Here is a 25,181-nt window from a genome sequence, read left to right on the forward strand (position 1 = left end):
CCGAAGTGGAAATCGACCATCTAGACCGGGTCGAATGCCGACACGAGCCAACGCCCGCTGATCTTTTCGAGGGTCACCTTGACTACGGAAGAGGATGCGGTGGGGGCATCGGAGCCGACAACTATCGACTGGTCGATGAACAGCAGGACCACCGCATGGGTGGGGCTTGATGCCACCGAAGATGCGGCGGGCACCGTCGCGACGGCGGAGATCGACTTCTGCTTTGCCCCTGGTACGACCACGTCATTGACCAGAGCCGCATAGGCGTCTCGGAAGGGCCCGGTAAGGTCGTCGCGCGCGCCCCGCAGAGCAGCGTCCGCGGTGTCGGGTCGATAGGACAGCATCTTCACCGCCGCGTCAGTAGCAGCGCGTACCGACTCGACAGACGCGCGGCCGCTGTCGTCTAAGGCGCCCTGCTGCCACTTGAGGTATCCAGCGGCGACGGCGAGTCCCATCGCGATCACCGGAATCAATCCGAACACGATGACGCGTGAAGTCCGCCGTCGCCGTACTTGATCGCTGACATCAGACGAGCTGGGTGCCTGGGGCAGTGCGGGATCCACCTCACCGGGGTTGGTGTCGAACGCAGCCGAGGCTGGTTCAGTGGTCGACCGATTGGCGCGATGCCGCAGCCGCGCGATCACGGCACGAATCCAAGGTTGGCTGCCTTCATGCTTCCTCCGACGTTCTGTACGGTGATGCGCATTCGCCAGTGTCGCGGCTCCTGTTCGGGCGCGCCGGCATTCGACGTCTTGACCGAGACCGCGACGAGGATCTGCGCCGAGTCACCGTTCACCGATTCGACGCCCGCTTCGGTGACAGCGCCTTCGGATGTGGCCTTTGCCTGCGTGATTACTTGGGCGAACGCGGAGTGACGTTTCTGGAAATCCTCGTTGAATGAGCCCGTCGACGATGCGAGGACGCGTTGGATGTCGGTGTCCACCGTGGTGTATTCGATGGTGGTCAGATCGATTGCGGCTTGTCGGCCGGCTTGAAGGAACATCTGGTGCTGCTGTTCGACTTGATACTCGTGGTGAACCTTGACGCCCAACCAGGAGGCGAGCCCTGCGAGCACGATCAGAATGCCGATGCCCGTCGCCAACCCGAGTCCGACCTCCGATCGCATCATTCGGTGACTCCACCGCCGAGATCCAGCAAGACGCTCATCGATGTCGGTTTCGGCCCCGTCGGGGCCGATCGGCTGGGCATCGGCGTCGTGATGGGCATCGACATCGAGTTCGTCGGTGCCGGGCTCGGCGGTCAACGTGCCGGTGGCGGCATCAGCATCGACTGCCATGTCTGCTCCTTTGGTGCAGTTTGCGCAAGGTCTGACTGCGTGTAAACGTGACCGTCAGGCCCCATGTAAGTGCCTGTCGCAGGGTCATATTCGGCTGTGGTCAGCGCCGGCACGGCAGGCGGCAGTCCCGCGGCTGGAGTGTCTGGATGCGTCGGCGTCATACTTGCAGGTAGCTGGGGGACGCCTTGACCCGACAACGTGGCGTTTGGATCGCCCTTCCAGCTTGTCCCGTCGTTGAGGGGGACGTATTCCTCGTCGCTCTCGCACATGGCGGCGGTCGGCGCCCTCTTGCCGGGCTTGGTTTCGCACGGGATGTTCCGGGCGCCGCGCACGTTGAACTGCGAGTCCTGCGGTACGCGGCAGTAGAGGTCGCCTGCTGGGCGGTCTGGATAGTCTTCGAAGGATGCGTCGCGCTGCTGCTGCGCGGGCAGGAACCCGGTGTTGCACGGCGGAGGGAGATTCAGATTGAGGTTGAAGCTCAGAAAGCCACCCTTGTAGGCCAGTTTCGTGAACCGGTTCGGTAGGCTGATTCCTTGGGTGTTGGCGATCGCCTGGGGCAGGAGTACGAGGATCTGCTCGAGGTCCGCCCGGTAACTAACCAGTACCGGCGCCACACTGGCCAGGTTGGCAGCCAAGATGGGTATCGTCGGCTGGATGCGGTCAAGCAGTTGTCGCGCCTGGTCTGCTGCGGAGGCTCCGCCGACCAAGAGTCCTCGGACGTCCTTGTCATGTTGCGACAACTGACCGGTCAGATCCGCGAGGTGGTTCGCCCATGCGTGAATCGCTGCGGAGGTGTCGGATTGCGTAGCGAGCAGTGGTGCCGAATTGTCCACGACGTTAAGCAGATCGGGCAGATTGTGATCGGCGTCGATCGCTAGCGACGTCGATCCCTTGATGAGTCGGTGAATGTCTGGGCCGAGTCCGCCGACGGCGGCGTATGATTCGTTGATCGCGGTCTGCAGATTGTTCAGCGGTATTGCTTGTAAGCCCTTGTCGGTCGCGTCGAGCAGTGTGCCGATGTCGGGCGGCAGTGTCGTGTTGGCGACGGAGATCACGTCACCGTTCTTGAGCGCCGGCCCGTTGCCATCGCGTGGAACCAGGGCGACGTACTGTTCGCCCACGGCCGATGTGCTGTGCACCTCGGCGGTCAGATCCGACGGCACTTTGACGTCGGACCGCAGCGACAAGATCGCGTTCACCCCTGAAGGGGTCAGCTGCACGGCTTTGACTTGGCCCACTTCGGTACCGCGATAGGTGACGTTGGCTCGTTCGTAGAGCCCGCCGGCCTCCTTGAGTTGCACTGTCACCGAGTACTGGCCAACTCCGAAGAGCATGGTCGGTAGGCGCAGGTAGGCGAAGATCATGATGGCGAACGCCGTAGTGGCGATGACGGAGAGGATGCCGAGCTGGGTCCACAGGCGCCGTGTCATTCGCATGCTAAGGCCCTTGATCGAGGTGGTAGGGGACGATGAGTGGATTACCCGCTGTGTAGGGGCTTGGAAGCTGGCCGATCGTTCTCCCCCACTGCATTTCGAGCTCAGTGAGATTGCCCTCCCAGCGCGTTCCCGTGAAGAGCGTCGAGTCCAGCCGACTCAGTGTCAAGTCAACGACCGCCGTGAGGTTGGCGTAGTCACCCCGAAACCATTTGGACAGCGAGGAGATCGGGAACGGGTAGGTCGTCAGAGCACCGGCGCCCCGAGTCAGTGCTGGTCCTGCGTCAGCAAGTGACTTGAGTACGGGGCCCAATTCCTCGAGTTCCTTGACCAGGTTGTCCTTGGTCTGGTTGGCCGTATCAGCTGCGAGTGCACTGAATTTGCCGAACTGCTCCAGCGCGTCGACGAGGGTGTCGCGCTCGTTCTTCATCACCGCCAACGCGTCGGGTATCGCCTTGAGCGCCTTGTCGACGACGGGCTTCTGCGCCGCGACCTGACCGACTAGATCGTTGAAGCTCTCGCTGGCTGCGATGATGTCGTCGGTCTGCTTGTTGAGTTTCGTCACGAATATGTCGATTTGCGAGATGAGGTCCCGTAAGTCCTTCTCGCGGCCGGCGAACGCATTGGACAGCTCTTGGGTTATTTCCTGGATCTGCCCGATCCCGCCACCGTTGAGCAGCAGCGACAGTGCGCTCAAGGTCTGCTCGGTGGTTGGGTAGGCGTCGCCTGACGCGAGCGGAATGACGGAGCCGTCGTGGAGCCGGCCGTGCGCTGGTACGCCCTTGGGAGCCGCGAGCTCGATGTGCTTGGAGCCCAGCAGACTGGTTTGGCCGAGTTTGGCTACGGCGTTCTCGGGCAAGTTCACGTCGCCGTCGATACTCATCGTCACCAGCGCATGCCACCCTTGGCGTTCGATGGAGGTCACTGTTCCGACGGTGACGTCACCGACGCGCACTCGCGAGTTTCGTTGGATGTTGTCGACGTCGGGCATGTGAGCCTGGACCGTGTAGGAGCCAGGTCCCTGCCCCGCCGTGCCGGGCAATGGCAGCGAGTTCGCCCCTTGCCATTTACCGCAGCCGGCGAGTATGAGGCTCAGCATCAGAGTCACGGTGATGAGCGTTGCGTTGCGTTGCCTCATGAACCGGACCCCGATGGGACCATCATCCCTTGCAGCCCTTGTCCGGGATCTGTCGCCGGGGCGGGGGATTCGGCGGCGAGCGGCGGGACCGTCGGCCCCATTGGATCGATCGACGGCGCCGCGGGTGGCACGTAGTCGGGTCGCAGCCAGTCTTCTGAATAAGTGCGTTCATTGGGCCGCGCGGCCGCTCCGACGAATAGGTTCTCGCCAAGTGGCGGGAAGTTGTACTGACGGTTCTTCACGATTGGTGCTAGGTACTGGACGCACAGTTTGGCGGACTGCTCGTAGTTCAGCCGTGATGCCGCTTGAATGGCTCCGCATATGAAGCTGAGTGGGTTGGCGAAGTTGCTCGCCGCCAGTGCTCCCGTGAGCGTTGCCTGCGCTGGCTGGTAGATGTTGATGAAGTTCTGGAACGTGTTGGGAGCCACGTGTAATGCCTGTTTGATGTCGCCAAGGCTTTGGTTGAGCGCAGTGGTGATCGACGCCAGCTTGTCCGATGTCGTTCCGACCGCTTCTTTGTTGTCGGCGGTGAAGGACCTGACGTCATCGACCACTGCGTTCAGCTCGGCGACGGCCGTCCCGACACCGCCTGGGTCCTCCGTCAGAAGACCCGTCACCGCGGCAAGGTTCTCGTTGAGCTGTCGCAACAGGTCATGACTCGCTTGTAGGGCAGACACGATGACGGAGATGTTCTTGATCGTGCTGAAGAGATCGCTGCTGTGATCGCCCAGCGCCGAAAACGCCTGTGACATCTTGGTGATGGCGTCGTGGATGTCCGTCCCTTGACCACGAAGATTGTCGGCCGTGGTGTCGATTAAGGAACCGAGGCTGCTGACACCGCCTGGCTGCCTCGGTTGCAGGGTGTCGGTGAGTCGCTTCAATTGTTGCCGCAGTTCGTCCCACTCGATGGGAACGGCGGTGCGTTCCTGCGGGATCACGGTGTCGTTGGTCATGGCCGCACCGCCGTTGTAGGCCGGCGTCAGCTGGATTGCTCGCGCGGACACCAACGACGGCGAGATGACAACGGCATTGGCCTTCTGGGGAATCTTCACCGCACCGTCGACCCAGAAGGCAATCTTGACCCGTTGAGCCTCGGGCTCGATCTTGTCGATCTTGCCCACGGGCACGCCCAGGACGCGCACGTCGTCGCCGACGAAGATGCCATTGCTGTTGGCGAAGTACGTCGTCAGATGGAGGTGATCGTTTCGGTCGATGACCCGCGTCACCAGCAGGACTCCTCCTGCCAAGGCGATGATCAATGCAATGACAGTCAACACTCGGGTGCGGTGCTTCATTGTGAGTCGCCTCCCGACGAGGCTGGCGCAGCAGGTGGTGGCGCCGCCGAAGCGAATGGCGGGACTTCACCAGGCGCCTGTTGATAGACCGGCACCGACGTTGGTACCGGGGGCGCGACTCCGTCGGGCGGCAGCGCTGGCGGTCCCGGAGGCGGCCCACCGGGTGCTGGCGCGGGAAGCGGTTCTCGGTACGGATAGCGGGAATCACCAGGTTTGCCGGTGATCGCGTCGGGAAGCGAGAGGTTTGGCGAGCCACCTTGTCCAGTACGTGGATACGGGATGGGAAGCGCCGGAGTTCCAGGCTGTCCGACTTGCGGATCCGTACGCTGGGAGGGCAACAGCGTGCTGGGGTCCAGACCCAGGTCCGAGAACGCCGCGTCGACGAAGGGTTGAATGAACTGACCTGGAATGAGGTTGGCAAGATAGGCCTTGAAGAACGGGCCAGACCCGACCGATTCACCAAGCGAAAGCGCATAGGCGTCTAGCTTTTTGATCGACTCCTGCAGTTTGTCCCTACGGTTGTCCACGATCGTGAGCACCCCGTTCAGCTTGTCGAGGGCAGGCTTGAACGTGTCCCTGTTGTCGGTGATGAACCCCTTTATCTGCCTGCTGACCGCGGACAGATTGCCCGCGATTTGTTCGAGAGCGCTGCTTTGCGTGCGCAACTCGGCCAGCAGGTCGTCGGTGTCTGCGATCAGTTTGGCGATTTCGTCGCTGCGCTGCGACAACACGGCCGAAGCCCTGCTCGCATTGGTCAGCAGACTTCGCAACTGACCATCGCGACGGTCGAGGGTGTCGGAGAAGCGTGTAACGCCGACGATCGCGGCCTTCAGGTCCGGCGGGGTGTCCTTGAAGGTGTCGGAGAGCACGGCCAACGATTGCGAGAGCTGATCGGTATTCAGTCCGCTGATGGCGGCCGTCACGTCGCCGAGCGCGTCGGGAAGCTGGTAAGCCGAGGTTGTTCGGTCCAACGGGATCGTACCGGATTGCGTTCCCTGCCCACGGGGGGTCACGTCGATCACCTTGGCCCCCAACAGGCTCTTGGTCTTGATGTCGACTTCGGTACGGTCCCCAAGCGGAATGTCGTCCGCCACTGTGAATTTGACCAGCACACGCGGTCCGTCTAGAGCGATGCTCGTAACCTTGCCAACCCCAGCGCCGGACACCTCGACGTCTGAGCCTGAGTAGAGACCGCTGGCGTCGGCGAAGTATGCGGCATAGTCGTCGGTGTGGTTGAGCAGCGGCAATGATCGGTAGTTGAGCGCCGCCACCATGACGGCCACGGTGAATCCGACGCCCAGGGCGCCGATGACAATTGGGTTTCGTTCGGCGAACATCTTCATCGGGGTGTGCACCTCCCAGAGTCTTGGCCGGCCACCTTGACGTAAACCGGTTGGCCGCCTTTGCCATTGAGCTTGAGGACGAGGTCGCACAGGTAGAAGCTGAAGTAGTCGCCGTAGAGACCTTGCCTGCCCAACATTTGGTAGGCGTCGGGCAGCGACTTCAGGAGGTTGTCTACGTAGTCGTGGTCTGCGACGACAATGCCGGCCGTTCGGTCCGTCTCGTGTACCACCGTTTCGATGGGGGCTCTGGATTGATCGAGGAGTTCGGCGATGGATTTCGATGATGCGTTGGCATGGGCGACGGAGTCGGCTAGTTCGTCTTTCCGTCCGGCCAGCGTGCCAACGAGTGCAGCCAGCGAATCAACGGCCTTGGCGAACTGGGTGTCTTGATCGCCCAGCGAGCCCAGTACCGCATTGAGGTTCGTGATGACTTGGCCGATGAGGTCGTCGCGGTCGGCCAAAGTCGTCGTCAGCGCAGCAGTTTGATCGAGAAACGACCCGATCGTATCGCCCTGTCCTTCAAAGGCATTGACGATCTGGCCGGTCAATTCGTTGGTTTGTTCCGGGTCCAGTGCGTGGAAGAGCGGGCGAAATCCACCGATGAGTGCATCCAGGTCCAGTGCCGGTGAGGTGTTCGCTAACGGAATCGTCGCTGCCGAGTTCAGCCTTTTGGTGCTGCCCGTCCCCTCTTCGAGAGCAAGGTATCGACCGCCGATGAGGTCGTCGTAGCGGATGACTGCTCGGCTGCCCTCGGTGAGGATCACCGAGGGGTCTGCCGTGAACTCTACGAGCACTGTGGTGTTGGGCTGAACCTTGATCGACTTGACTTTGCCCGTCTCCACGCCGCCGATTCTGACGAATTGGTTTTCCTTGAGACCCGATACATTGGTGAAGAGCGCGCGATATGTCGTCTGCGTCTGAAATCGGAGTTGAGCGAAGGTGGCGTACAGCGCGAACGTGAAGAACAGACAGACCACCCCGAAGGTAGCGAGACGCCAACTGGCACTTGCGAGGGTGTTCCTCAACGTTTGCGCCTTTCATGTGTGCTTGGCATCTGGGGCTACTGGGTTGGCGGTGTCGGCGTGGGCGGCATGTCCATCGTGTTTTGTGGGACGAACGGCTCCTCCCCCGGTAGCGGTCCCGAATCTCGCGGGGCACCCGGCGGTGGTGCGGGCGGCAGGCCGGGATACAGCGGAGTGCCGTCGGGCGCGTAAAGCGTTGCGCCGTAAGGAGGAGCCCCGAGATAGGGAATGGGACCCGGAGCCGGAGCTCCGTCGTGCCGGATGCTCGGCGGTTTCGGCACGCCACGGGTGGTCGGAAAATAGTCCGCGTAGCCGGGAAATCCGATTCCCGGGTTGGGCCGCATGTCCAAGCCGGTTCCCCAGCCCGTGTTGGTCACCAGGTAGCGCTGCGGGAAGTTCTTGGATACATCCGGAAGCGATCCGCAGCTCGGCTTGCCCCCTGGTCCGCCCTTGGCTCCGGTGATCGGCAGGTTGTCCGGGTAGCGGTACGGATCGTCGCCGAGCAGCAGGCCGATGTCGAGGATTTCGGACTTGCCATTGGCGCCGCCGTTCCAGTCGGCGCTGCCGTACCCGCCTTCGCTCTCGGGATCAACAACGAGCTTTGCGCCGACCAGCAAGCACGTCAGCTCTGGGTCGTACTCATGGAGCAACGCGGTCGTCGGCTCGGTTGCGTTGATGCCTGCGATCAGGTTGTCCTTACTGGGCTCGAGCACGCCAATTCCGCTTCGGCTGAAGCCAATGACACTCACCAGTAGGTGATCGAGATCCGCGGCATGGGCATTGATGGAGTCGCTCGTCGTGGTCGCGTGGTCGAGTATGGCGAGTATGCCTTGAGCCCCGGCACCGTAGGCGTCGCTGAAATTCCGCAGTGATCGCCAATCCTGCCCGATCGCATCCATGCGCGAGTTCAACTCGGGAAGAACGTGATTGGCGGCAGTCGTAGCTTGACCGATCGCGGCCCCCTGACCGCGCAGCCCTTCGGCCAGAGCACTCAGCACGCCGTTGAGCTTCGCGGGGTCGATCTCGTGCAGCACGTTGACGAGGCTCTGAAACACGGTGTTGACCTCTGTCGTGACGTTCTGCGACATCAGTACCGCCCCAGCGGCGATGTGGTTCGGGCTCGCCGCGGCGGGGTATTCGAGGTCGACGTATTTGGTCCCGAAAGCCGTCGTAGCGCGGATGCGGGCATCGACATTGACGGGGATGTACTTCGCCTGATCGGGGTACAGCTCCAAGGTCAGCTCGACCTGACTGGGCGAGCCGCGGATGGCGCCGACTCGGCCCACTTCGACGCCGCGCATCTTGACCTTGGCGCCCTCCTCCATGACGAGGCCTGCCCGGTCCGATGTCAACGTCACCGGTACGAAGGATCGGAAAGTGCCCATGAACAGCGCTAGGCTCGTCCAAGCCACCAGGCCCAAGCTGCTCAGCAGGATCAGGGCCGACCAGATGGGGTGCAGACCGCCGTCACGGCGTATGGAGTCCATTGGACGCTACCCCGAGAGGTGGAAGCTGCCGGATTGACCGTAGACGGCCAAGGATACGAACAAGGTCGCGAAGGACGCCGCTACGAGCGACGTCCGGACCGAAAGGCCCACGGCCTCACCGACTCCCGCTGGCCCGCCTGACGCCGTGAAGCCGTAGTAGGTATGAACGAGCATCACGACGACCGACGTTGCGACGGCTTGCCCGAATGACCACAGGAGGTCCGTCGGATTGAGGAACGTGTTGAAGTAGTGGTCGTATACACCCGTCGACTGTCCGTAGACGAACGTGGTGCCGATACGAGTGGCAGCGAACGTCATCAACGCAGCGATGCAGTACAGCGGCATCACGACCATGACGCCGGCAACGACGCGCGTCGATGCGAGGTATGCGACGGACCGGACGCCCATCACTTCCAGCGCGTCGATTTCTTCGTTGATGCGCATTGCTCCCAGTTGAGCCGTCGCCCCTGCGCCGATGGTCGCCGCCAAGCCGATCACGGCCACCAGGGGCGCGACGATCCGGACATTGATGAATGCCGAGGTGAAGCCAGCAAGTGCTTCTACGCCCACCTGCTGTAACTGGTTGTAGGACTGCACTGCCACCAGCGAACCCGCCGACAACGTCAAGAAAGCGACGATGACGACCGTGCCACCGATGACCGCGAGCGCCCCCACCCCCAGGCTCATCTGCGCGATGAGCCGAACCAACTCAATCTTGTAGTGCACCAGGGCGTCCCAGACACCTCTTATCGTCGTCCCATAGAACTGCGTCTGGACTCCGAGCCGGGTCAAAGCCTGCGTCACGCGGTAACTGAGACGGTGCAATCGTGGGCGCAACGTATTGGCTGCCGCGACGCTCAAAGCGAGGCCGCCCGGATATCGAAAAGCCGTCCTGGCATTCGCCCGCAACATTCAATCCGACCGCCGGCCACATGGCCCTCACCCGCGACGGCCTGCCCCAACCTTCGGCATGTTCCGGAACTGGGCTGACCCACCACGTCCGCCATTGAAGACTCCTCGCAGCGTCGCATATCTTGTTTACAGCAAACTTGAGACGTACACCACTAAGTCGGTGTCATTGCAACGTACACCACACCCCGGGCCGCGGGCAATACCTGCCCGCGGAATGTGTTCCATGGGGCCAGCTCATCGAGTTAATAGACACGCCAAGCAGAAACGAAAGTCCTCATAGTGTGGCTCCATGCCAATATCTACACATTTCTTCGCACAATGACTGTTAAGCTCGCCGGGCTACTGCTAGACAGGACAGTCATGGACAACGGAACGGTCCGCGCCACCAGACACCGCCACGCATCAGACCAAAACAGCCGATAGCAAACTAATGAAGGATTAAATCATGGACGTCATGTCGATCGGCGCGGGGCGCTGCGGGCGGATCAATGCCCCATCCATCTGCTGCGGGGCGTCAGCGGCCGTACCCGCGAATCGGGGTTAGGACAGTCATGGGTGCCACCACAGCCATCGGCAAGTCCGTGCGCGGCGTCGGCGGGTTCTTCGCCATGAGCCTGGACACGTTCGTACTGATGTTCAAGCCTCCGTTCGCATGGCGCGAGTTCATCAAACAGGCGTGGTTCATCGCACGCGTGTCGATCGGGCCTACCGTGATGCTGGCGATCCCCTTCACGGTGATGGTGGTATTCACTCTCAACATCTTGTTCATCGAGTTCGGGGCTGCCGACTTCTCCGGCAGTGGCGCGGCGCTGGGCTCGGTACAGCAGATCGGGCCGGTGGTGACCGTCCTCGTGATTGCGGGGGCGGGAGCGACGGCCATGTGTGCCGACCTAGGCGCGCGGACGATTCGCGAGGAACTCGACGCGCTGAGGGCGATGGGGATCAATCCAGTACAGTCGCTCGTGGTGCCGCGCGTACTCGCAGCTACCGTCGTCGCGCTGATGCTGAATAGCGTGGTCACGATCGTAGGGCTGGTGGGCGGGTTCCTGTTCTCGGTGTTCTTTCAGCACGTGACCCCTGGCGCATTCGTAGGCGGGTTGACCTTGCTCATTTCTGGCCGTGACGTCACGTTCGCGCTGTGCAAGGCTGGGGTCTTCGGCATGTGTGCGGGGCTGATCGCCTGTTACAAGGGAACTTCCGTCGGCGGTGGTCCGGCAGGCGTGGGCAATGCGGTGAACGAGACGGTGGTGTTCAGCTTCATGGCACTGTTCGTCATCAACGTGGTGGTCACCGCGGTCGGTTACAAGTAGGCCCACTTACGCTGGCCAACAACAGATCACACACTATCTAGAATTACCCTCTATAAACTTGGAAATCGGCGCGCTATGGTTCAACGGTGAGCTCAGTTCCGCCACCATCCGAACTAGATGCCCTGCTGGGCAAGCAGCGCTCGGCGTTTCGGGATGACCCTCTTCCCTCCGTTGCCGTCCGTCGGCACCGGATGGACCGGCTGATGTCCGCGGTGCTCGACAATGCCGACGCATTGTGCGATGCCGCCAATGACGACTTCGGCCAGCGTTGCGCGGCAGCGACATTGGCCACGGACATCCTTGCGCCCCTACCCGACGTCCTTCACATCCGACGCAACGTCGCGGCGTGGTCGCGTCCTCGCCGGCTGCGGCCAGGCATGCACAGTCTGCTCGGCATGCACGTGCGCGTCGAGCGAACGCCCCTCGGCGTGGTAGGCGTCATCGCTCCGTGGAACTTTCCGATCACCCTGGCCCTGCAGCCGACCTTCGCCGCTCTGGCCGCAGGGAACCGCGTGATGGTCAAGATGTCCGAGGTAACACCGCGCACTGCAGACGTTCTCGAACGTGTGGTGGATGAGGCGTTTGCCCCGGAGGAACTTGCGGTAGTCGTGGGTGATGCCTCGGTGGCCAGCACCTTCGCCGGCCTGGCGTTCGACCATCTCTTCTTCACGGGATCGCCCGCAATCGGCAAGCTCGTCCAGCGGGCGGCTGCCGATCACCTGGTGCCGGTGACGCTGGAGCTCGGCGGCAAGAACCCCGCGGTAGTGGCGCGAGACGCGGACATTGCGAGGGCCGCGCAACGCATTACCGGCGGACGCATGACGAACGGTGGCCAGTTGTGCCTCTGCCCTGACTATGCCTTGGTCCCCCGAGCGAAGCTGAACGAGTTCCTTCAACGCGCAGAAGAAGCGTGGCGCCGCACGTGGACTACGATCGCAAGCAATGCGTCCTACCCATGGATCGTCAACGAGGGCAACTACGCTCGGCTGCAACACCTCGTGCGTGACGCCGAATCCAAGGGCGCGAAGGTCAAGACTCTGCTTCCCGAAGGTGAGGAGCCTTCGTCGGCTCAGCACCGGTGGATGGCTCCCACACTTGCCTGGGATCTCGACGCCGACATGCTGCTGTATCACGAAGAGGTCTTTGGACCGATTCTCGGTGTCATCCCGTATGACACGATCGACGACGTCCTTGCCCAAGTCGCCGAACGACCGGCGCCACTGGCCGCCTACTGGTACGGTCCCGCGAGTCGGGACTATGACGTGTTCTCGCGTCACATCCGTTGTGGAGGTCTGTCTCGCAACGACTTCGCCATCCACGCCCTACCGAACGGTGCGCCGTTCGGCGGGGTCGGCAACAGCGGATCCGGCTACTACCACGGCAAGGCCGGCTTCGACTCCTTCAGCCATCTCCGTACCACGGTGTCGACCGGCGGGCGCTACAGCGTCATGTCTCTTGCTTCTCCCCCGTTCGGGACTGCCGCCGAGTTCTCGATGCGCATGGCGGTCAAGACGCTGCGCCCACTGGTCAGACGTCGAGCGTCAGTGGATCCACTTGGACCGCGCTAGAGTCGTGCCACGACACTCGTGCCAGCTGGCACCGCGGGGTTTGCGGCGAATCCCATGTCACCCAGGCTCATTCTCGATTCCGATTCAATCGTCAGTAGGCGGCGGTACCTCCGTCGACCGACAAGAGCGCGCCCGTGACCCCCGATCCGGCATCGGAAGCCAGCAGCAGCGCCATCGCTGCAACCTCGGCGGGAGTGATGGCTCGACCGAGTGCCGCCTCCGCTGCGTACTGGTCGAGGAACGTCTCGGTGCTGATGCCGGCCGACCCCGCCGCCGCTGCCGCCGACTCCCGGATCAGATCCGTGACGACCAGACCGGGACAGATGGCGTTGACGGTTATGCCTTCTGTAGCAACTTCTTTCGAGAGTCCCTTGGTGAATCCGTTGAGGGCGTGCTTGGCCGTTACGTACTGGACGATGAAGGGCTTGCCGTGCTTGCCTTCCACCGAGGACATATTGATGATCCGGCCGTGCTTCTGCGGCAGCATGTACTCGAGGGCTTTCCGTGAGGCATAGAACGCGCTGGTCAAGTTGAACAGCAGCCCACGCTCCCACACTTCGTCGGACATTGCCGCGACCGGAGCGAATTCATCTGCGCCACCGACGTTGTTGACGAGGATGTCGAGCCGGCCGAACCGCGATACGGTGCCCTCGATCGCCGCCTCGACGCTCTCGCGGCTCGTTCCATCGCCCGCGATGAACGCGGCCCGCTCCGGCTGCCCGAGCTCTGCGAGCGCCTTGTCGCCCTTTTCCTGGCTTCTGCCGGTGATGACGACCGAAGCGCCTTCGGCGATGAATGCCGAGGCAATGCCGAAACCGATACCGCGAGTCCCGCCGGTGATGAGGGCGACCCTGTTGTCGAGCTGCATGCGTTCCTCCGTGCGTCGTGGAGTCAAATTAGGGAAGTAGGCTGAGCAGGTCCAGGTCAACGATGGCCTGGCAGGAACGTTGCAGGCAGGACTCGACGAACTTGCGCCCGCGAGCGTTACCCGGTTCCAGCGTTCCCGCGATGACGATCGCGTATTCCAGGCAGTGCAGGACTGCGAGTTGGTAGTCTTCCCAACATTGTTCGAAGGAATAGTCCGCGACCCCATAGCCGACGAGCGCCGAGTGGTACTGCGTCACGAGTTGATGCTCGCTGGTCCGGCGGTTCTCGACGTCGAGGCTCTGCGAGAGTAGGTAACCGACGTCGTGCACGGCCTTGGTCACGATCGGCGCTTGCATGTCCAGCATGACGAAGGGCCGGTGATCGGCCCGCGTGCCGAACATGAAGTTGTCCAGTCGGTAGTCGCCGTGGATGAGCGCCTGCGCACCCTGCGCCATTCGCCGATGCAACTCGGGTATTGCCGCCTTGAAGCGTTCGCCGGCCTCGACGACGTCGGGATGAACGAACGCAGCGAACGATTCCATGGTCTTATCGAACACGTTGGCCACGGCGACCCCGATGGCTCCGCTGTAGAGCGGACCCTCAATGGTCGGCCACCACGCCAGGTCGTCGCGTCCCTCCGCATGCCACGTCGCGGCGTGCAACCGGGCCACCGCGTCCAGCGCGATGGCGGCCTCGGAAACCGTGCACCCGCGAGTCTGGTCTCCGGCGCGATAAGCGGTGAGGTCCTCCAGCAGCAAGACCATGTCGCCCGTGACTGGATCGACGTCTGAGAAGTACGACCGTGGGCAACACGAACCAATCTCGGCGGCCAGGCCTTGGTAGAACTTGACTTCGCGCTCGTAGGTCTGCAGACCCTGGGCCACCGCCCGGTTGACTCCGTCGGTCACTGCGAACTTCGCGATCAGCGCAGGGACCGGGTTGCCGGAGGACGCGTACTGCAACTCCAGCTTGGCGAGATCGCTCAGCAGGCCGATGCCTTCGCCGATGGGCGAGGCGTGCCAGCCCGTAACGATGTCATCGCCCTGGATCTGGCCTGAAGACTGCATGACCGCGGTAAGCCATTCGGGCGTCATCTCCGACAGTCGCGTCGGTGTTGGCTGGTCGACTAGCCTTGGCAATTTGTCCTCCGTCGTGTCAGTGACACCCATCACGATGACAGGATGCCCGATCGAACGGTGTCCAGTCAACGAGTTTCTGTAAGTCATTTCTTGTTACTCGCCCTCGTTGATCGTTAGGCCCATTGAAGCGTTTGCGCCAGATGCTCACGCCAGTCGGCCGTGTTGCCGAGCAATTGGGCATCGGACCTGGCCCGGCGGAAGTACAAGTGCGCGTCGTGTTCCCACGTGAATCCAATACCACCGTGCAGCTGGATCGCCTCGGCACTGGCGAACCGGTAGGCCTCGTTGCACCAAATACGGGCCACCGCAGCCGCTTCGGCGAAGCGAGGGCCATCCGACTCGACCTCGAGTGCGCGCGACAGAGCCGAGCGCGCCAACTCGATCTTGATGAGGACGTCGGCCAGAGTATGTTTGATGGCTTGAAAGCTGCCGATGGTGCGGGAGAACTGACGACGCTCCTTGACGTAGTCCACGGTCATCGACAGGCAGGCCTGCGATCCGCCGAGCTGCTCGGCGGCAAGGGCCAACGCGGCCATTTCCAAAGCAGGCCGCACCACCGCGGCATGGTCGACCGGATGCAAAATGGTGCACGCAGCGTTGCGGAGCGTGACCGAACCGATGGATCGGGTCAGGTCGAGGGTGCGCAGGCGGGTCACCTCGCATCCGGGATCCGGCAGATCGACGCGCACCACCGCTTCGGCGGTAACGGCAATCAGCACGTCTGCTTCCGGTGCGTTGATCACAGTGGGCACGTGGCCGGAGACGGTGCCGTCCGTAACTAGCGACAACTGCGGTTGCCCACCGAAGGGCGGTGACGTCGCGAGCGCGCAGATGGTTCCCTCGGACATCTTTTCCAGGGTGGAGTGCGCCGCATCGCCACAGCGGGCCAGGACCTGCCCGGCCAGTACCGTGCTGCCGAAGAACGGGATGGCCAGCAGTGACTCACCGAACACCTCTGCGACAGCGACCAATTCGCGCAATCCACCCACGCCACCGAGGTCCTCAGGAAGGCCAAGGGTGGCGATGCCGAGCTGCTCGCAGAGCAACCGCCAGGCATCGGGATCGAATCCGGGCGTTGGCGATTCGATCGCGCGACGGGCGAGCTGGGTGCCGCCCAAGTGCTGAGCGAAGCTCCGAACGGTGGCGCGAAGCTCATCGAGGACGTCGGGAGCTGCGGCATCCGCGGTCATGAAACTCCTCCATCGGTCGTCGGCACGGGCGGGATCATCCTCTGGCGAGTTCCGAGAAGGACCGCCCCACGTCGGGCCGGGGCTCCGGCGGCAGCCCCAGTACACGCTCGGCGATGATGTTGCGCTGGATCTGGTCGGTGCCACCGGCGAGCCGATATCCCGGGGCACCGAGCAAGTGGGCGGTCCAGGCGAAGTCACCGTTTCCGTGGTCCGCGATGGCGTCGGTTCCCAGCAGTTCGAGCGCGTATTCGCCAATGGCGACAAGGAGTTCAGAGGCCACCAGCTTGCCAACCGATCCGGCGGGGCCGGGCGACTCACCCGCCGCCGCGGCCTGCGTCACCCGTTGGCTGGTCGCCGTCCGCAGTTCGGCCAACACGTAGACGTCGATCAGGTTTTGGCGCACTACCGGGTCGGATAGGCGGCCGCGCCTTCGGGCGACGGCGAGCAGATCTTCGAACGTGCCCCCCTTCTGGCGCGTCCCACTGCCGGAGGCCTGCCGTTCGAATGCCAATGTCGCCTTGGCGACCTCCCAGCCTTGACCGACTTCACCGATCCTGAGCTCGTCGGGGATCGTCACCGCGTCGAGGAAGACCTCGTTGAACGAACTTGCCCCGCTCATTTGGCGGATCGGTCGGATGGCGATGCCAGGCGAATCCAGCGGTACCAGGAACGCGGTGATGCCGTGGTGCTTGCCGACTGTCGGATCGGTGCGCGCGAGAAGCAGACCGAGATCGGCGTGGCGAGCGCCCGACGTCCACACCTTTTGGCCATGGACCGTCCAGCCGGCTCCGTCCGACTCCGCGCGGCACGTCAAACCTGCCAGATCCGAACCGGCGCCAAGTTCGCTGAAGAGCTGACAGGCGAGAAGGTCGGTGCGTAACAAGGCACGAAGATATCGATCGCGCTGCGCCTGGCTTCCGTAGAGGGCGACCGCAGGAGCAACCAGACCCGTCGTCACGCTGATGAGTTCGGTCGAAGGAGGCACGGCGTACCCCCGTTCGATCTGACTGAACCGGGCCGCGAAGGACGCGGGCAGTCCCGCTCCCCCGTATTCCGCCGGAAGGGTCAATGCGCCGTAACCGGCATCGAATCGGGCGCGTCGGTATGAGCGCACGTATTGCAGGACCACGGTTTCGCGGTCGTCCGTCAGGTCCCGAAACACTTCCAAGTCCGGTGTGTGTCCGACGTCGTCGACGTAGCCAACGGTCGCTTCCAACCACGACCGGACGTCGGCTTCCCAAATGGCGATGTCGGGCTTGGTCATTTCGTCGTATCCACGGTCGTCAGAACAGAACACGCCGCGATCCCGGGCGCGCCGTATACATGGGTGAATCCGATCTGCGGTCTCGGTGCGGCAGCCAGTCCCAGCGGTCTGCCCTGCAGCTGACGAACGATCTCGTGGACCTGCCGTAGGCCCGAGGCCCCGATCGGTTCGCCGTTGGCAAGACAGCCTCCGTCAGTGTTGAGCGCCAGCCCACCTTCGGGCGCAAGATCGCCAACATTGAGCATCTCCGTCTGCGCACCGTCTTCACACAGGCCCGTCTCGGCCAGTGAAATGAGCGCCGAACCGGTGTCGGTGTCCTGCACCTGCGCAATGTCGACGTCACGCGCAGATATGCCAGCTCCCCCAAGCGCGGCGGCAGCGGCGGCCACAGTCGGACTGCCCGACCGACCGGGGGTCATCGACGGTGAGTAGACCTCGAAGGACTCGACACCACGGCTCCGTGCCGCAATGGCGGCAACCCGCACGGGCCGGTCGGACAGCTCGAATGCTCGCTCGCCGCGCGCCACGACGAGGGCCACCGCGCCCTCGTTGGGCTGGCAGAACATCAACTGGGTCAGGGGATCCGACACCATGGGCGCAGACAGCACTTCCGACGTGCTCAGCTCGCGTCGACGCCAGGCGATCGGGTTGGCTGCCCCACAGCGACTGGACAGAACCGCGACGTGGGCGAGGCTGTCGTTGGTGACGCCATAGTCGTGCATGTACCGGCGCGTCCGCATGGCGAAGTATTGCGTCGTGACCATCAGACCCGACCTTGGATACCAGGGACCCAGCCCATAGGAGGCGGCATCGCTGGTGAAGGCTCCTCGCTCGTGCTTGTCGAAACCGACCACGACGGCGAACTCGCCTTCACCGGCACGCAGTGCATTGGCCGCCGTCGACAGCGCCAGCCCGCCCGTGGCGCAGCCATTGCGAACCGATACGAACGACAGGCCAGTCAGTCCCAACCGCGCCACCAACGCGTCCGGCTTCGCCGTATTGCTACCCCCTACGGCGAGATCGATCTGCTTCCAGGTCAATCCGACGTCATCTAGCGCTGATCGGACCGCGTGCGTTCCCATGTCCAATGCACTGACTCCGTCGTGCCGCCCAAAGGGATGGATACCGAGACCCACCACGTAGACGTCATTGGACCTGTTCATGCGCTGAATGCGTAGGAGCGCTCGTCGCCTGAACCCGAAAGGCGGTGACTCACGAGGTGGACTGGCTGTCCGATGGACAGCTCCGCGATGGGACCGAGAAGCACCGATTCGACGAGAACACAGTCCAGGTCCACGTAGCCCACCGCGAACGGCACAAAGTCGCCGTCGGCGACGATATAGGGCGGCTTTGGCGCGAAGCGCTGAACCGTCCACGTCCACACGACACCGCGGTCCGGGAGTGCAAACCGCCGACACTCGTTACTCGCACAACTTGGGCAGTTTTTGCCAGCTGGAAATTGAACGTGATCGCAGTCCAGACAACGAGATCCAGCCAGCAACAGCGGCTCGGTCGATGCGAAGACCTCCGGTGAAAGATAGGCCACCAGTGAACCTCCCGTACTGCGATGGCACCCGACTTACTGGGTGTAGTCTCTAGTAACAGGGATGGGTTTGCAAGGGCCGATTTCCCATCAACGGAGGCGGGCATGTATCTCGGCGGGATCTCTGAACGCAGCACGAGCACGCCTGACGCCATCGCGGTCACCGACGGCACGATCACGCTGAGCTGGGCACGACTTGCAGACTCCGTGCGTGGAGTCGCCGGCCACCTGGCCCGGTTGCCCGCCGGTGTCCGGCTCGGCGTCAGCGGCGAGAACGCGGTGCCGACGCTGGTCGCGCACGTGGCCGGCCTCGTCAGCGGTGTCGGCACCGTGGCCATACACCGCCAAGCCACCCCAGCCGAACTGACTCACGAGCTAAAGACCGCGGATTGCCGGGCAATGCTCGTGGGGCCATCCGGCGTCGATGCCGCCGCCGCTGCCGTGGCGGGTGGCGTGGTCGAAACCGCAGTGGCCCATGGTATTGACGATCCGCCAGCGGGGTTTCTCGAATGGGGGCAATGGTCGTCGGGATCACCAGTGGATGTCGACCTCGCGGCGCGTCCGGCCCGCCCTCTGATGGTCTACACGTCGGGGACCACCGGACGCCCCAGCGCCACCGAAGCTCATTGGCTACCACCTCAGCGCGCGACGACGGCGATGCAGTATCTGCAACAACTGGCCAAGGGGTCCAGCTTTCCCCCGGGCCCGCACCTGGTAGTCGGGCCGCTGCAGCACAACGGTCCCCTGACCAGTGTCCGGCACCTCGTCGCCGGCGAGCCGGTCGTCGTGATGCCACGATTCGGCCCGAGGGAGGCGCTGACTCTCATTGCACGGCATGGCATTACGTCCAGCGTCATGGTGCCGACGCATTTCAGCAGACTTCTGTCGCTGCCCGCTGACGTCCGTCGCGTTGGGGATGTCAGCAGCTTGAAGACACTGGCGCATACGGGCTCGGCGTGCCCACGCGAAGTCAAGCAGGCGATGATCGATTGGGTGGGACCGATCCTCGTCGAATCGTACGGCGGCAGCGAGCTCGGCACCGTGGCCAGAATTTCCAGCCAAGATTGGCAGAGACATCCGGGTTCGGTGGGCAAGGCCGTCCCACCATTGCGGATCGCCGCGTTCGACGGAATCGGAAACGAGCTCGAGCCAGGTGAGATCGGTGTACTTGGGGTCGAGCTCAACGACGGGCGCGTGCTGCAGTTCCACGGCAACGCCGAGAAGTCCCGAAATGCGTATGTCAAGCCGGGCGTGGCGACCCTTGGCGACGTGGGTTACGTCGATGCTTCCGGGTTCGTCTACATCACCGATCGGCTCACCGATGTCGTGATCTCCGGTGGGGTGAACCTGTACCCGGCCGAGTGCGAGAACGTTCTCATCACACACCCTGGCATTCACGAAGTTGCCGTGATCGGCGTGCCCGATCCGGACATGGGCGAGGCCCTTCACGCGCTCGTGGTAGCCACCGGTCTCCCCCTCGACCTCGAAGAGCTCGGCGCCTGGTGCCGCCGCGAGCTCGCGGGATTCAAATGCCCTCGAACCTACGAGTTCGTGCCGCAACTCCCACGAAACGAGATGGGCAAGGTGAACAAACGGTCCCTCAAGGCCAGCTATTGGGATTCCCGGCGCACCATATCTGGTTAGGAACAGCTGTCCGCTACACCGGCGTGCTGATGATTCGCGCGCTCAAACCTGCTACCGCAGAGCGGAAGTCGTTCTCTGCCACCCCTGAGCACTGCTCGTCGTTGACCAACCAAGCCCGCGCGCAGACATCGATTTGAGCCATGAGCGCCGCCGCAACCACGGACGCATGAGGCAGCGGAAACTGTGGATTCGCCTTTTTAACGGCCTTTATCAGGTCGCCGAGAACGCGCCCGTTGGTAGTTCGACGAGCCTCCTCGACGGCAGTGCTCAGGCCATTGCTGTAGGCAAACCAGACCGCTGCGGCATCATGACGGTCCCGCATCCAGTCCAAGAGATGGACGACCACGTTCTGGACCGCGGCGGGATCGTTCTTCAAGTACGCCGATGTCTCCTCGGCGAAGTCGTCCGCGAAGGCGGTCAACCCGTGCAGGAGGATTTCCTCCTTGGTCGCGTAGTGGTAATACAAGGCAGCCACGGTCATCTTCGATTCGGCCGCGATGTCGCCCACGGCGATCGCCTCCCGAGGAATGGACGCATACAGACGCAACGTCGCCGCCACGATCTCGTGCTTGCGTGAAGGCCGATGCGCCGCGCGCTTAACTGCCATCCATCTATAGTAAGTCCTAGAAGATGTCGACCCGAGGAGGACCGCTGTCTGTCCAATCCCAGAAGGCTGACGACCATCGTCGTGCGGCGCACCGGCCCTCACGCCGCCTCGGCATCATCGAAGCGGCTGTCTCAGTATTCGCGGAGAAGGGCTTCGCGGACGCGAGTGTGAACGACATCGCGGTGCGCGCCAGCGTCGTGCAGTCCGGCATCTACTATCACTTCGAGACGAAGGCCGACCTATTCGACGCCGCGATAGCAGCGGTCTACGACAGCCTCGACAGCACCGTCGAGGCTGCGCGCCTGGGGCATGCACCCGGGTCTGCCGAAGAACTGCAGTCTGTCATTCATGCCGGCAATAGCTGGGCTGACGATCATCCACACGCCTCGAAGATGCTCTATAGCCAGCTCCCGGGCGCCACCCCCGGAAGCGCCCTAATACGTGAGGAGCACGAGGCACGCCACGTGGCGGCAGCGTTTCGCTATCTTGAGCGGGACGGAGGGTCCGCAGACACCTCGGGCTCGAACAGCATCAACGACGTGCTGACCGCACGGACGCTGGTTCACTTGATGATCTCGGTGATGCCTCTGCGCCTCGATGGAGGACCGCTCAGCCGTCGATCCGCTCAGGCCTTGGAGGCGTCGCTGCAAGCGGTTGGCCACCGCATCGTGTTCGACTGAGCACCGGTTCCTGGAAAACCGTCACGGCCGCACCGCGGAGCGGACTGCCGACACGATCTTGTCGTGCGTCGGGTAGCCCGAAAGGGCCGACGAGAACGGTACTGGCGTGTATTCGGCCCCCAATCGGAGGACCGGCGCGAGAAGTTCGCCGAACAACTGCTCGTGGATCTGGCTGCTGATCTCGGCTCCAGGGCCGCAGAATTGCGTGGCTTCGTGGACCACCAAGGCGCGCCGTGTCTTGGTGACCGAGTCGAAGATGGTTTCGAAGTCGAGGGGGTAGAGCGTGCGCAGGTCGATGACTTCGCAGCCGATGTCGGCGCGGGCAAGAGTGTCGTGTGCCTCCAAACACGGCCCGACCATGGATCCGTAGGTCACGATGGTCATATCGGATCCCGGTCTGAGGACGTTCGCTTGTCCGAGCGGAATCCGGAAGTCACCAAGTGGGACTTCTTCGCTCACGCTGAAGTTGAGTCCCATGTGCTCGATGAACAGACATGGATCGTCGTCGAAGATGCAGGATGCCAGGAGCCCCTTTGCATCTCGTGGCCCTGACGGCATGACGACCTTGATGCCGGGCGTGTGCATGAACCAAGCCTCCAGCATCTGGGCATGCTGTGCGCCGAAACGGCTGCCACCCACCGTGGTGCGAACCGTGATCGGCGCCGGGGTCGCGCCCCCCGACATGTAGCGCGATTTGGCTGCGTGGTTGATGATCTGGTCCATGGCCACCGTGATGAAGTCAAAGAACATGATTTCAGCCACCGGTCGGTAGCCGACCATGGATAGACCGATCGCGGTGCCGACGATCGCCTGCTCGGAGATGGGCGTCGCCCGCACTCGATGCCGGCCGAACCTGGTCGACAGTCCCTTGGTGATCTTGAAGACACCTCCGATGGGGTCGGCGATGTCCTCGCCGAGCAGGATCACCTTCTCGTCGGTCTCCATGGCGCACTCGAGGGCCGAAGTCATTGCGCCAGCGGCCTTCATCACTTGCCGTTCGCCGTCTTCTGAAACAAGGGTCATTGCTTTCCTCACAGGTGGTCGACGGCGAACACGTCGGTATAGAGTGCCTCGGTCGTTGGGAACGGGCTCGCCTGTGCGAAGTCGAATGCGTCCGAGACCGTCTCCGCGGCCGCATGTTCGATTGCCGACAGCTGATCGTCGGTGAATCCGTGATCGTCGTGGAGCCGAGTCCGGAAGTTCGGCGCCGGATCGCGCTTGGTAGCTGCCTCCAACTCGTCGGCGGGAACGTAGCTGAAGTCCGCGGTTCCCGTGTGTCCCGTGAGGCGGTACGTGACCGCTTCGACGAAGACCGGACCTCCACCGCGCCTGGCGGCGGCCACCGCGCGCCGCAGCGTGCGCAGCGTCGCCATGACGTCGAAACCGTCCACGCGGGTTGCGGCCATGCCGTAGGAGGCTGCGCGCGCGGTCAGGTCGACGTTGCCCGCGTACTCCGCGATGGGGGTGTGTTCGCCCCATTGGTTGTTCTGGCAGAGAAAGATCAGCGGCAGCGACCACAGGGCGGCAAGATTCATCGCCTCGTGAAACGCGCCGATCGAGGTAGCGCCATCGCCGAAGGTCACCACCACCACACGATCGCCGTCGTCGAGTTGGGCGCCCAGCGCCAATCCGGCAGCGATCGGCAATCCCGATCCGACGATTCCGGTCGTTGTCATGAAGCCGACCGAGCTGTCGTGCAGATGCATCCCACCGCCCTTGCCGTGGGATGTTCCGTCGACGCGCCCGTACAACTCGGCCACGATCGACCGCAACGAAACTCCCTTGGCGAGAGCGTCGCCGAGGTTCCGATACGTCGACACCAGTTGGTCGTCTGGGCGCAGTGCGGCGTTCAAGGCCGCGCATACGCCCTCAAGACCCCGCACCGGATAGAAGGCAGCCTGCAAGCGGCCGGCCTTCGCCTCCTCACGAGCCTTGTCATCGGCGAGGGTGGTCGTCAGCATCAGCGCATACATGCGTTCCAAGGCGGCACCGTCGGGAAGGTTCTGCGCTCCCAATTGTGCAGTGCCGGCATGAGTGGTCATGACTTGTTCTCCGATCGAATGCGATTCACCTCGTGGGTGGACGTCATATCCAACCCGCCGTCAGAGTGCCGTTGCTGCGACCCCGTGGTCCCAGATCGGTCAGCTCACCATCGTCGAGCGGTCTGATCACTCTCGGGACTTCGCCTGCGTAGAGCTCTTCACCTTGGATGCGGCCCGAGGCGTCGACGGGCCACAGCACGACGCACTTGTACTCGACGAGGTACCAGTGGTCCGCCAGAATCGGCTCGCCCGTGGGCAATTCGTCTTGTCGAAGGACCACCCCTGGATACGCGAAGACGAAATGGCCTTCAGTGACCACGCAGCGGCTGTCGGCGACCGCGCGGCTCACTCGGTAGGCCAGCCGGTTCTTTCCGCTCGCGACGAGGTTCTCGTAGTTCGCCCGCACTTCGTCGTAGCCTTGCGGTCCAACGCTGTTGGACGCTCCCCAGATGTGGTACACCGGTTCCGCGACGAGGGTGGCCATCAACCTGTCGAGATCGCCCGCGACCTCGGCGTCGATGTGCTCGGCGACCACCTGCAGGTTGCGTCGGATCACCGGGTCGCCTTCAGCGGCGATGGCCTGCGCGAGTGCGTTCTCGGCGGCGTCTGATGGCGCGCTCATAGCGAGCTCCGCAGTACCCGACCTGGATTCGCCTTGTCGAGCTCCAGGGACCAGATTTCACCGTTCTGGTCACCGACGACGAATTCTTCGATCGTCTCGGCAACCTGCTCTGGGCTCAACAACTGGTGTTGCAGGCGCGGCGCCAACCAGGGGGCCACGCCGTCCTCCCCGGTATCATTCAGCATGGGCGTCCGCACCACACCCGGCAGCACGGCGTTGACCCTTAGACCGGGGACCGCGGCGGCCGCCGCCGAGCGCGTGAACGCCACCACGCCCGCCTTGCTGGCCGCGTAGGCCGGATCCGGCGCGTGTGGGCGGATCGCGGCCGCCGAGGCAACGTTCACCACGACCATCCCCCGCTGGTCCGGTCGACGTGCCGCCAGCGTCGAGAACAGAACCGTGCCTGCAGTGTTGATCGCGACGACCGAGACCATCCGCCCAAGATCGCTTGCCGGCCAGGGCGAGCCGCCGGACACGATGCCCGCGGCGTTCACCACGCCGACGAGTTGAGCACCGTCGCCATCGAGTACGTCGAAGACGCCCGCGGCCGCCTTGGCGTCGCCGACGTCGACGTTCATACTGCGGTGACGTCCAGGGGTGAGTCGGTCCAGTACGGCAGCCATCGCGCCTTCGTTGCGATCAACGAGGACGATCGACGCGCCGCGTGCGGCAAGGACACATGCTGCGGCACTTCCGATCCCGCCACCTCCCCCGGTGACGATCACTGTCTTGCCTTGAATGTCCATCGTTCCTCCGTCTGCGCCGGCGTGGGCTGTTC

24 protein-coding genes are annotated in these 25,181 nt (G+C 63.3%); 4 read left to right on the forward strand and 20 right to left on the reverse strand.

The window, feature by feature from the left end:
• Positions 1-20 precede the first annotated feature (20 nt).
• From HNP02_RS19430 to HNP02_RS19470, 9 genes are read right to left on the reverse strand one after another with little or no spacing between them, the layout of a single operon-like run.
• On the reverse strand, positions 21-644 hold the full coding sequence (locus tag HNP02_RS19430) for a hypothetical protein (protein ID WP_255506675.1): 624 nt from the start codon (positions 642-644) through the stop codon (positions 21-23).
• Positions 641-1,297, reverse strand: a complete 657-nt coding sequence (locus HNP02_RS19435) for a mammalian cell entry protein (RefSeq protein ID WP_255506676.1) — start codon at positions 1,295-1,297, stop codon at positions 641-643. Before HNP02_RS19435 ends, HNP02_RS19430 begins: the two co-directional genes overlap by 4 nt.
• Positions 1,261-2,733: an MCE family protein gene (locus HNP02_RS19440; protein ID WP_184441459.1), complete on the reverse strand. Its 1,473-nt coding sequence runs from the start codon at positions 2,731-2,733 to the stop codon at positions 1,261-1,263. Before HNP02_RS19440 ends, HNP02_RS19435 begins: the two co-directional genes overlap by 37 nt.
• A gap of 1 nt (position 2,734) precedes the next feature.
• Complete coding sequence (locus tag HNP02_RS19445) at positions 2,735-3,868, reverse strand: virulence factor Mce family protein (protein ID WP_184441461.1); 1,134 nt, start codon at positions 3,866-3,868, stop codon at positions 2,735-2,737.
• The gene (locus HNP02_RS19450; RefSeq protein ID WP_184441463.1) at positions 3,865-5,163 is read right to left on the reverse strand and encodes an MCE family protein; all 1,299 of its coding nucleotides are present in this window, start codon (positions 5,161-5,163) and stop codon (positions 3,865-3,867) included. The genes HNP02_RS19445 and HNP02_RS19450 overlap by 4 nt, the downstream gene beginning before the upstream one ends.
• Entirely contained in the window at positions 5,160-6,506 is a 1,347-nt protein-coding gene (locus tag HNP02_RS19455) for an MCE family protein (protein ID WP_184441740.1), read from the reverse strand. Before HNP02_RS19455 ends, HNP02_RS19450 begins: the two co-directional genes overlap by 4 nt.
• Positions 6,503-7,531, reverse strand: a complete 1,029-nt coding sequence (locus HNP02_RS19460; protein WP_184441464.1) for an MCE family protein — start codon at positions 7,529-7,531, stop codon at positions 6,503-6,505. The genes HNP02_RS19455 and HNP02_RS19460 overlap by 4 nt, the downstream gene beginning before the upstream one ends.
• Positions 7,532-7,566: 35 nt before the next feature.
• Complete coding sequence (locus HNP02_RS19465) at positions 7,567-9,015, reverse strand: MCE family protein (protein WP_184441466.1); 1,449 nt, start codon at positions 9,013-9,015, stop codon at positions 7,567-7,569.
• Between the two features lie 6 nt (positions 9,016-9,021).
• The gene (locus tag HNP02_RS19470; RefSeq protein WP_255506677.1) at positions 9,022-9,876 is read right to left on the reverse strand and encodes an ABC transporter permease; all 855 of its coding nucleotides are present in this window, start codon (positions 9,874-9,876) and stop codon (positions 9,022-9,024) included.
• 602 nt (positions 9,877-10,478) lie between these two features.
• Between HNP02_RS19470 and HNP02_RS19475 the strand changes: the two genes are divergently transcribed.
• Together HNP02_RS19475 and HNP02_RS19480 are read left to right on the forward strand one after the other, a co-directional pair.
• Positions 10,479-11,237, forward strand: a complete 759-nt coding sequence (locus HNP02_RS19475) for an ABC transporter permease (protein WP_184441470.1) — start codon at positions 10,479-10,481, stop codon at positions 11,235-11,237.
• Between the two features lie 86 nt (positions 11,238-11,323).
• A complete protein-coding gene (locus tag HNP02_RS19480; protein WP_184441472.1) occupies positions 11,324-12,805 on the forward strand; it encodes an aldehyde dehydrogenase family protein in 1,482 nt (493 codons plus the stop codon).
• Positions 12,806-12,896: 91 nt separating this feature from the next.
• Here HNP02_RS19480 and HNP02_RS19485 read toward each other — a convergent pair whose 3' ends face one another.
• From HNP02_RS19485 to HNP02_RS19510, 6 genes are all read right to left on the reverse strand, one after another.
• Positions 12,897-13,673 (reverse strand): SDR family NAD(P)-dependent oxidoreductase, encoded by a 777-nt coding sequence (locus tag HNP02_RS19485; RefSeq protein WP_184441474.1) that lies wholly within the window; start codon positions 13,671-13,673, stop codon positions 12,897-12,899.
• A 28-nt stretch (positions 13,674-13,701) separates the two neighbouring features.
• Positions 13,702-14,841 carry a phosphotransferase gene (locus tag HNP02_RS19490; RefSeq protein ID WP_184441476.1) on the reverse strand — a complete coding sequence of 380 codons (1,140 nt, stop codon included), beginning with the start codon at positions 14,839-14,841 and terminating at the stop codon, positions 13,702-13,704.
• An 83-nt stretch (positions 14,842-14,924) separates the two neighbouring features.
• The gene (locus tag HNP02_RS19495) at positions 14,925-16,001 is read right to left on the reverse strand and encodes an acyl-CoA dehydrogenase family protein (protein WP_184441478.1); all 1,077 of its coding nucleotides are present in this window, start codon (positions 15,999-16,001) and stop codon (positions 14,925-14,927) included.
• A gap of 34 nt (positions 16,002-16,035) precedes the next feature.
• Positions 16,036-17,265 carry an acyl-CoA dehydrogenase family protein gene (locus HNP02_RS19500; RefSeq protein WP_184441480.1) on the reverse strand — a complete coding sequence of 410 codons (1,230 nt, stop codon included), beginning with the start codon at positions 17,263-17,265 and terminating at the stop codon, positions 16,036-16,038.
• Positions 17,262-18,428 carry a thiolase family protein gene (locus tag HNP02_RS19505; protein ID WP_184441482.1) on the reverse strand — a complete coding sequence of 389 codons (1,167 nt, stop codon included), beginning with the start codon at positions 18,426-18,428 and terminating at the stop codon, positions 17,262-17,264. The genes HNP02_RS19500 and HNP02_RS19505 overlap by 4 nt, the downstream gene beginning before the upstream one ends.
• Complete coding sequence (locus HNP02_RS19510) at positions 18,425-18,811, reverse strand: OB-fold domain-containing protein (protein ID WP_309241629.1); 387 nt, start codon at positions 18,809-18,811, stop codon at positions 18,425-18,427. Before HNP02_RS19510 ends, HNP02_RS19505 begins: the two co-directional genes overlap by 4 nt.
• Before the next feature lie 102 nt (positions 18,812-18,913).
• Here HNP02_RS19510 and HNP02_RS19515 point away from each other — a divergent pair, with 102 nt between their 5' ends.
• On the forward strand, positions 18,914-20,452 hold the full coding sequence (locus HNP02_RS19515) for an AMP-binding protein (protein ID WP_184441484.1): 1,539 nt from the start codon (positions 18,914-18,916) through the stop codon (positions 20,450-20,452).
• 13 nt (positions 20,453-20,465) lie between these two features.
• Here HNP02_RS19515 and HNP02_RS19520 read toward each other — a convergent pair whose 3' ends face one another.
• Positions 20,466-21,059 carry a TetR/AcrR family transcriptional regulator gene (locus tag HNP02_RS19520; protein ID WP_184441486.1) on the reverse strand — a complete coding sequence of 198 codons (594 nt, stop codon included), beginning with the start codon at positions 21,057-21,059 and terminating at the stop codon, positions 20,466-20,468.
• A 23-nt stretch (positions 21,060-21,082) separates the two neighbouring features.
• Between HNP02_RS19520 and HNP02_RS19525 the strand changes: the two genes are divergently transcribed.
• A complete protein-coding gene (locus HNP02_RS19525; protein ID WP_184441488.1) occupies positions 21,083-21,739 on the forward strand; it encodes a TetR/AcrR family transcriptional regulator in 657 nt (218 codons plus the stop codon).
• A gap of 21 nt (positions 21,740-21,760) precedes the next feature.
• Here HNP02_RS19525 and HNP02_RS19530 read toward each other — a convergent pair whose 3' ends face one another.
• Genes HNP02_RS19530 through HNP02_RS19545 form a run of 4 tightly spaced genes read right to left on the reverse strand, consistent with a single transcriptional unit; the run spans position 21,761 to position 25,149 of the window.
• Entirely contained in the window at positions 21,761-22,762 is a 1,002-nt protein-coding gene (locus HNP02_RS19530; RefSeq protein ID WP_221317747.1) for an alpha-ketoacid dehydrogenase subunit beta, read from the reverse strand.
• An 8-nt stretch (positions 22,763-22,770) separates the two neighbouring features.
• Positions 22,771-23,781, reverse strand: a complete 1,011-nt coding sequence (locus tag HNP02_RS19535) for a thiamine pyrophosphate-dependent dehydrogenase E1 component subunit alpha (RefSeq protein ID WP_184441490.1) — start codon at positions 23,779-23,781, stop codon at positions 22,771-22,773.
• 43 nt (positions 23,782-23,824) lie between these two features.
• Entirely contained in the window at positions 23,825-24,403 is a 579-nt protein-coding gene (locus tag HNP02_RS19540) for a nuclear transport factor 2 family protein (protein ID WP_184441492.1), read from the reverse strand.
• Positions 24,400-25,149 (reverse strand): SDR family NAD(P)-dependent oxidoreductase, encoded by a 750-nt coding sequence (locus HNP02_RS19545; protein ID WP_184441494.1) that lies wholly within the window; start codon positions 25,147-25,149, stop codon positions 24,400-24,402. Before HNP02_RS19545 ends, HNP02_RS19540 begins: the two co-directional genes overlap by 4 nt.
• Positions 25,150-25,181 lie beyond the last annotated feature (32 nt).

It is taken from the genome of Mycobacterium sp. AZCC_0083, assembly GCF_014202335.1.
Classification (GTDB): Bacteria; Actinomycetota; Actinomycetes; order Mycobacteriales; family Mycobacteriaceae; genus Mycobacterium.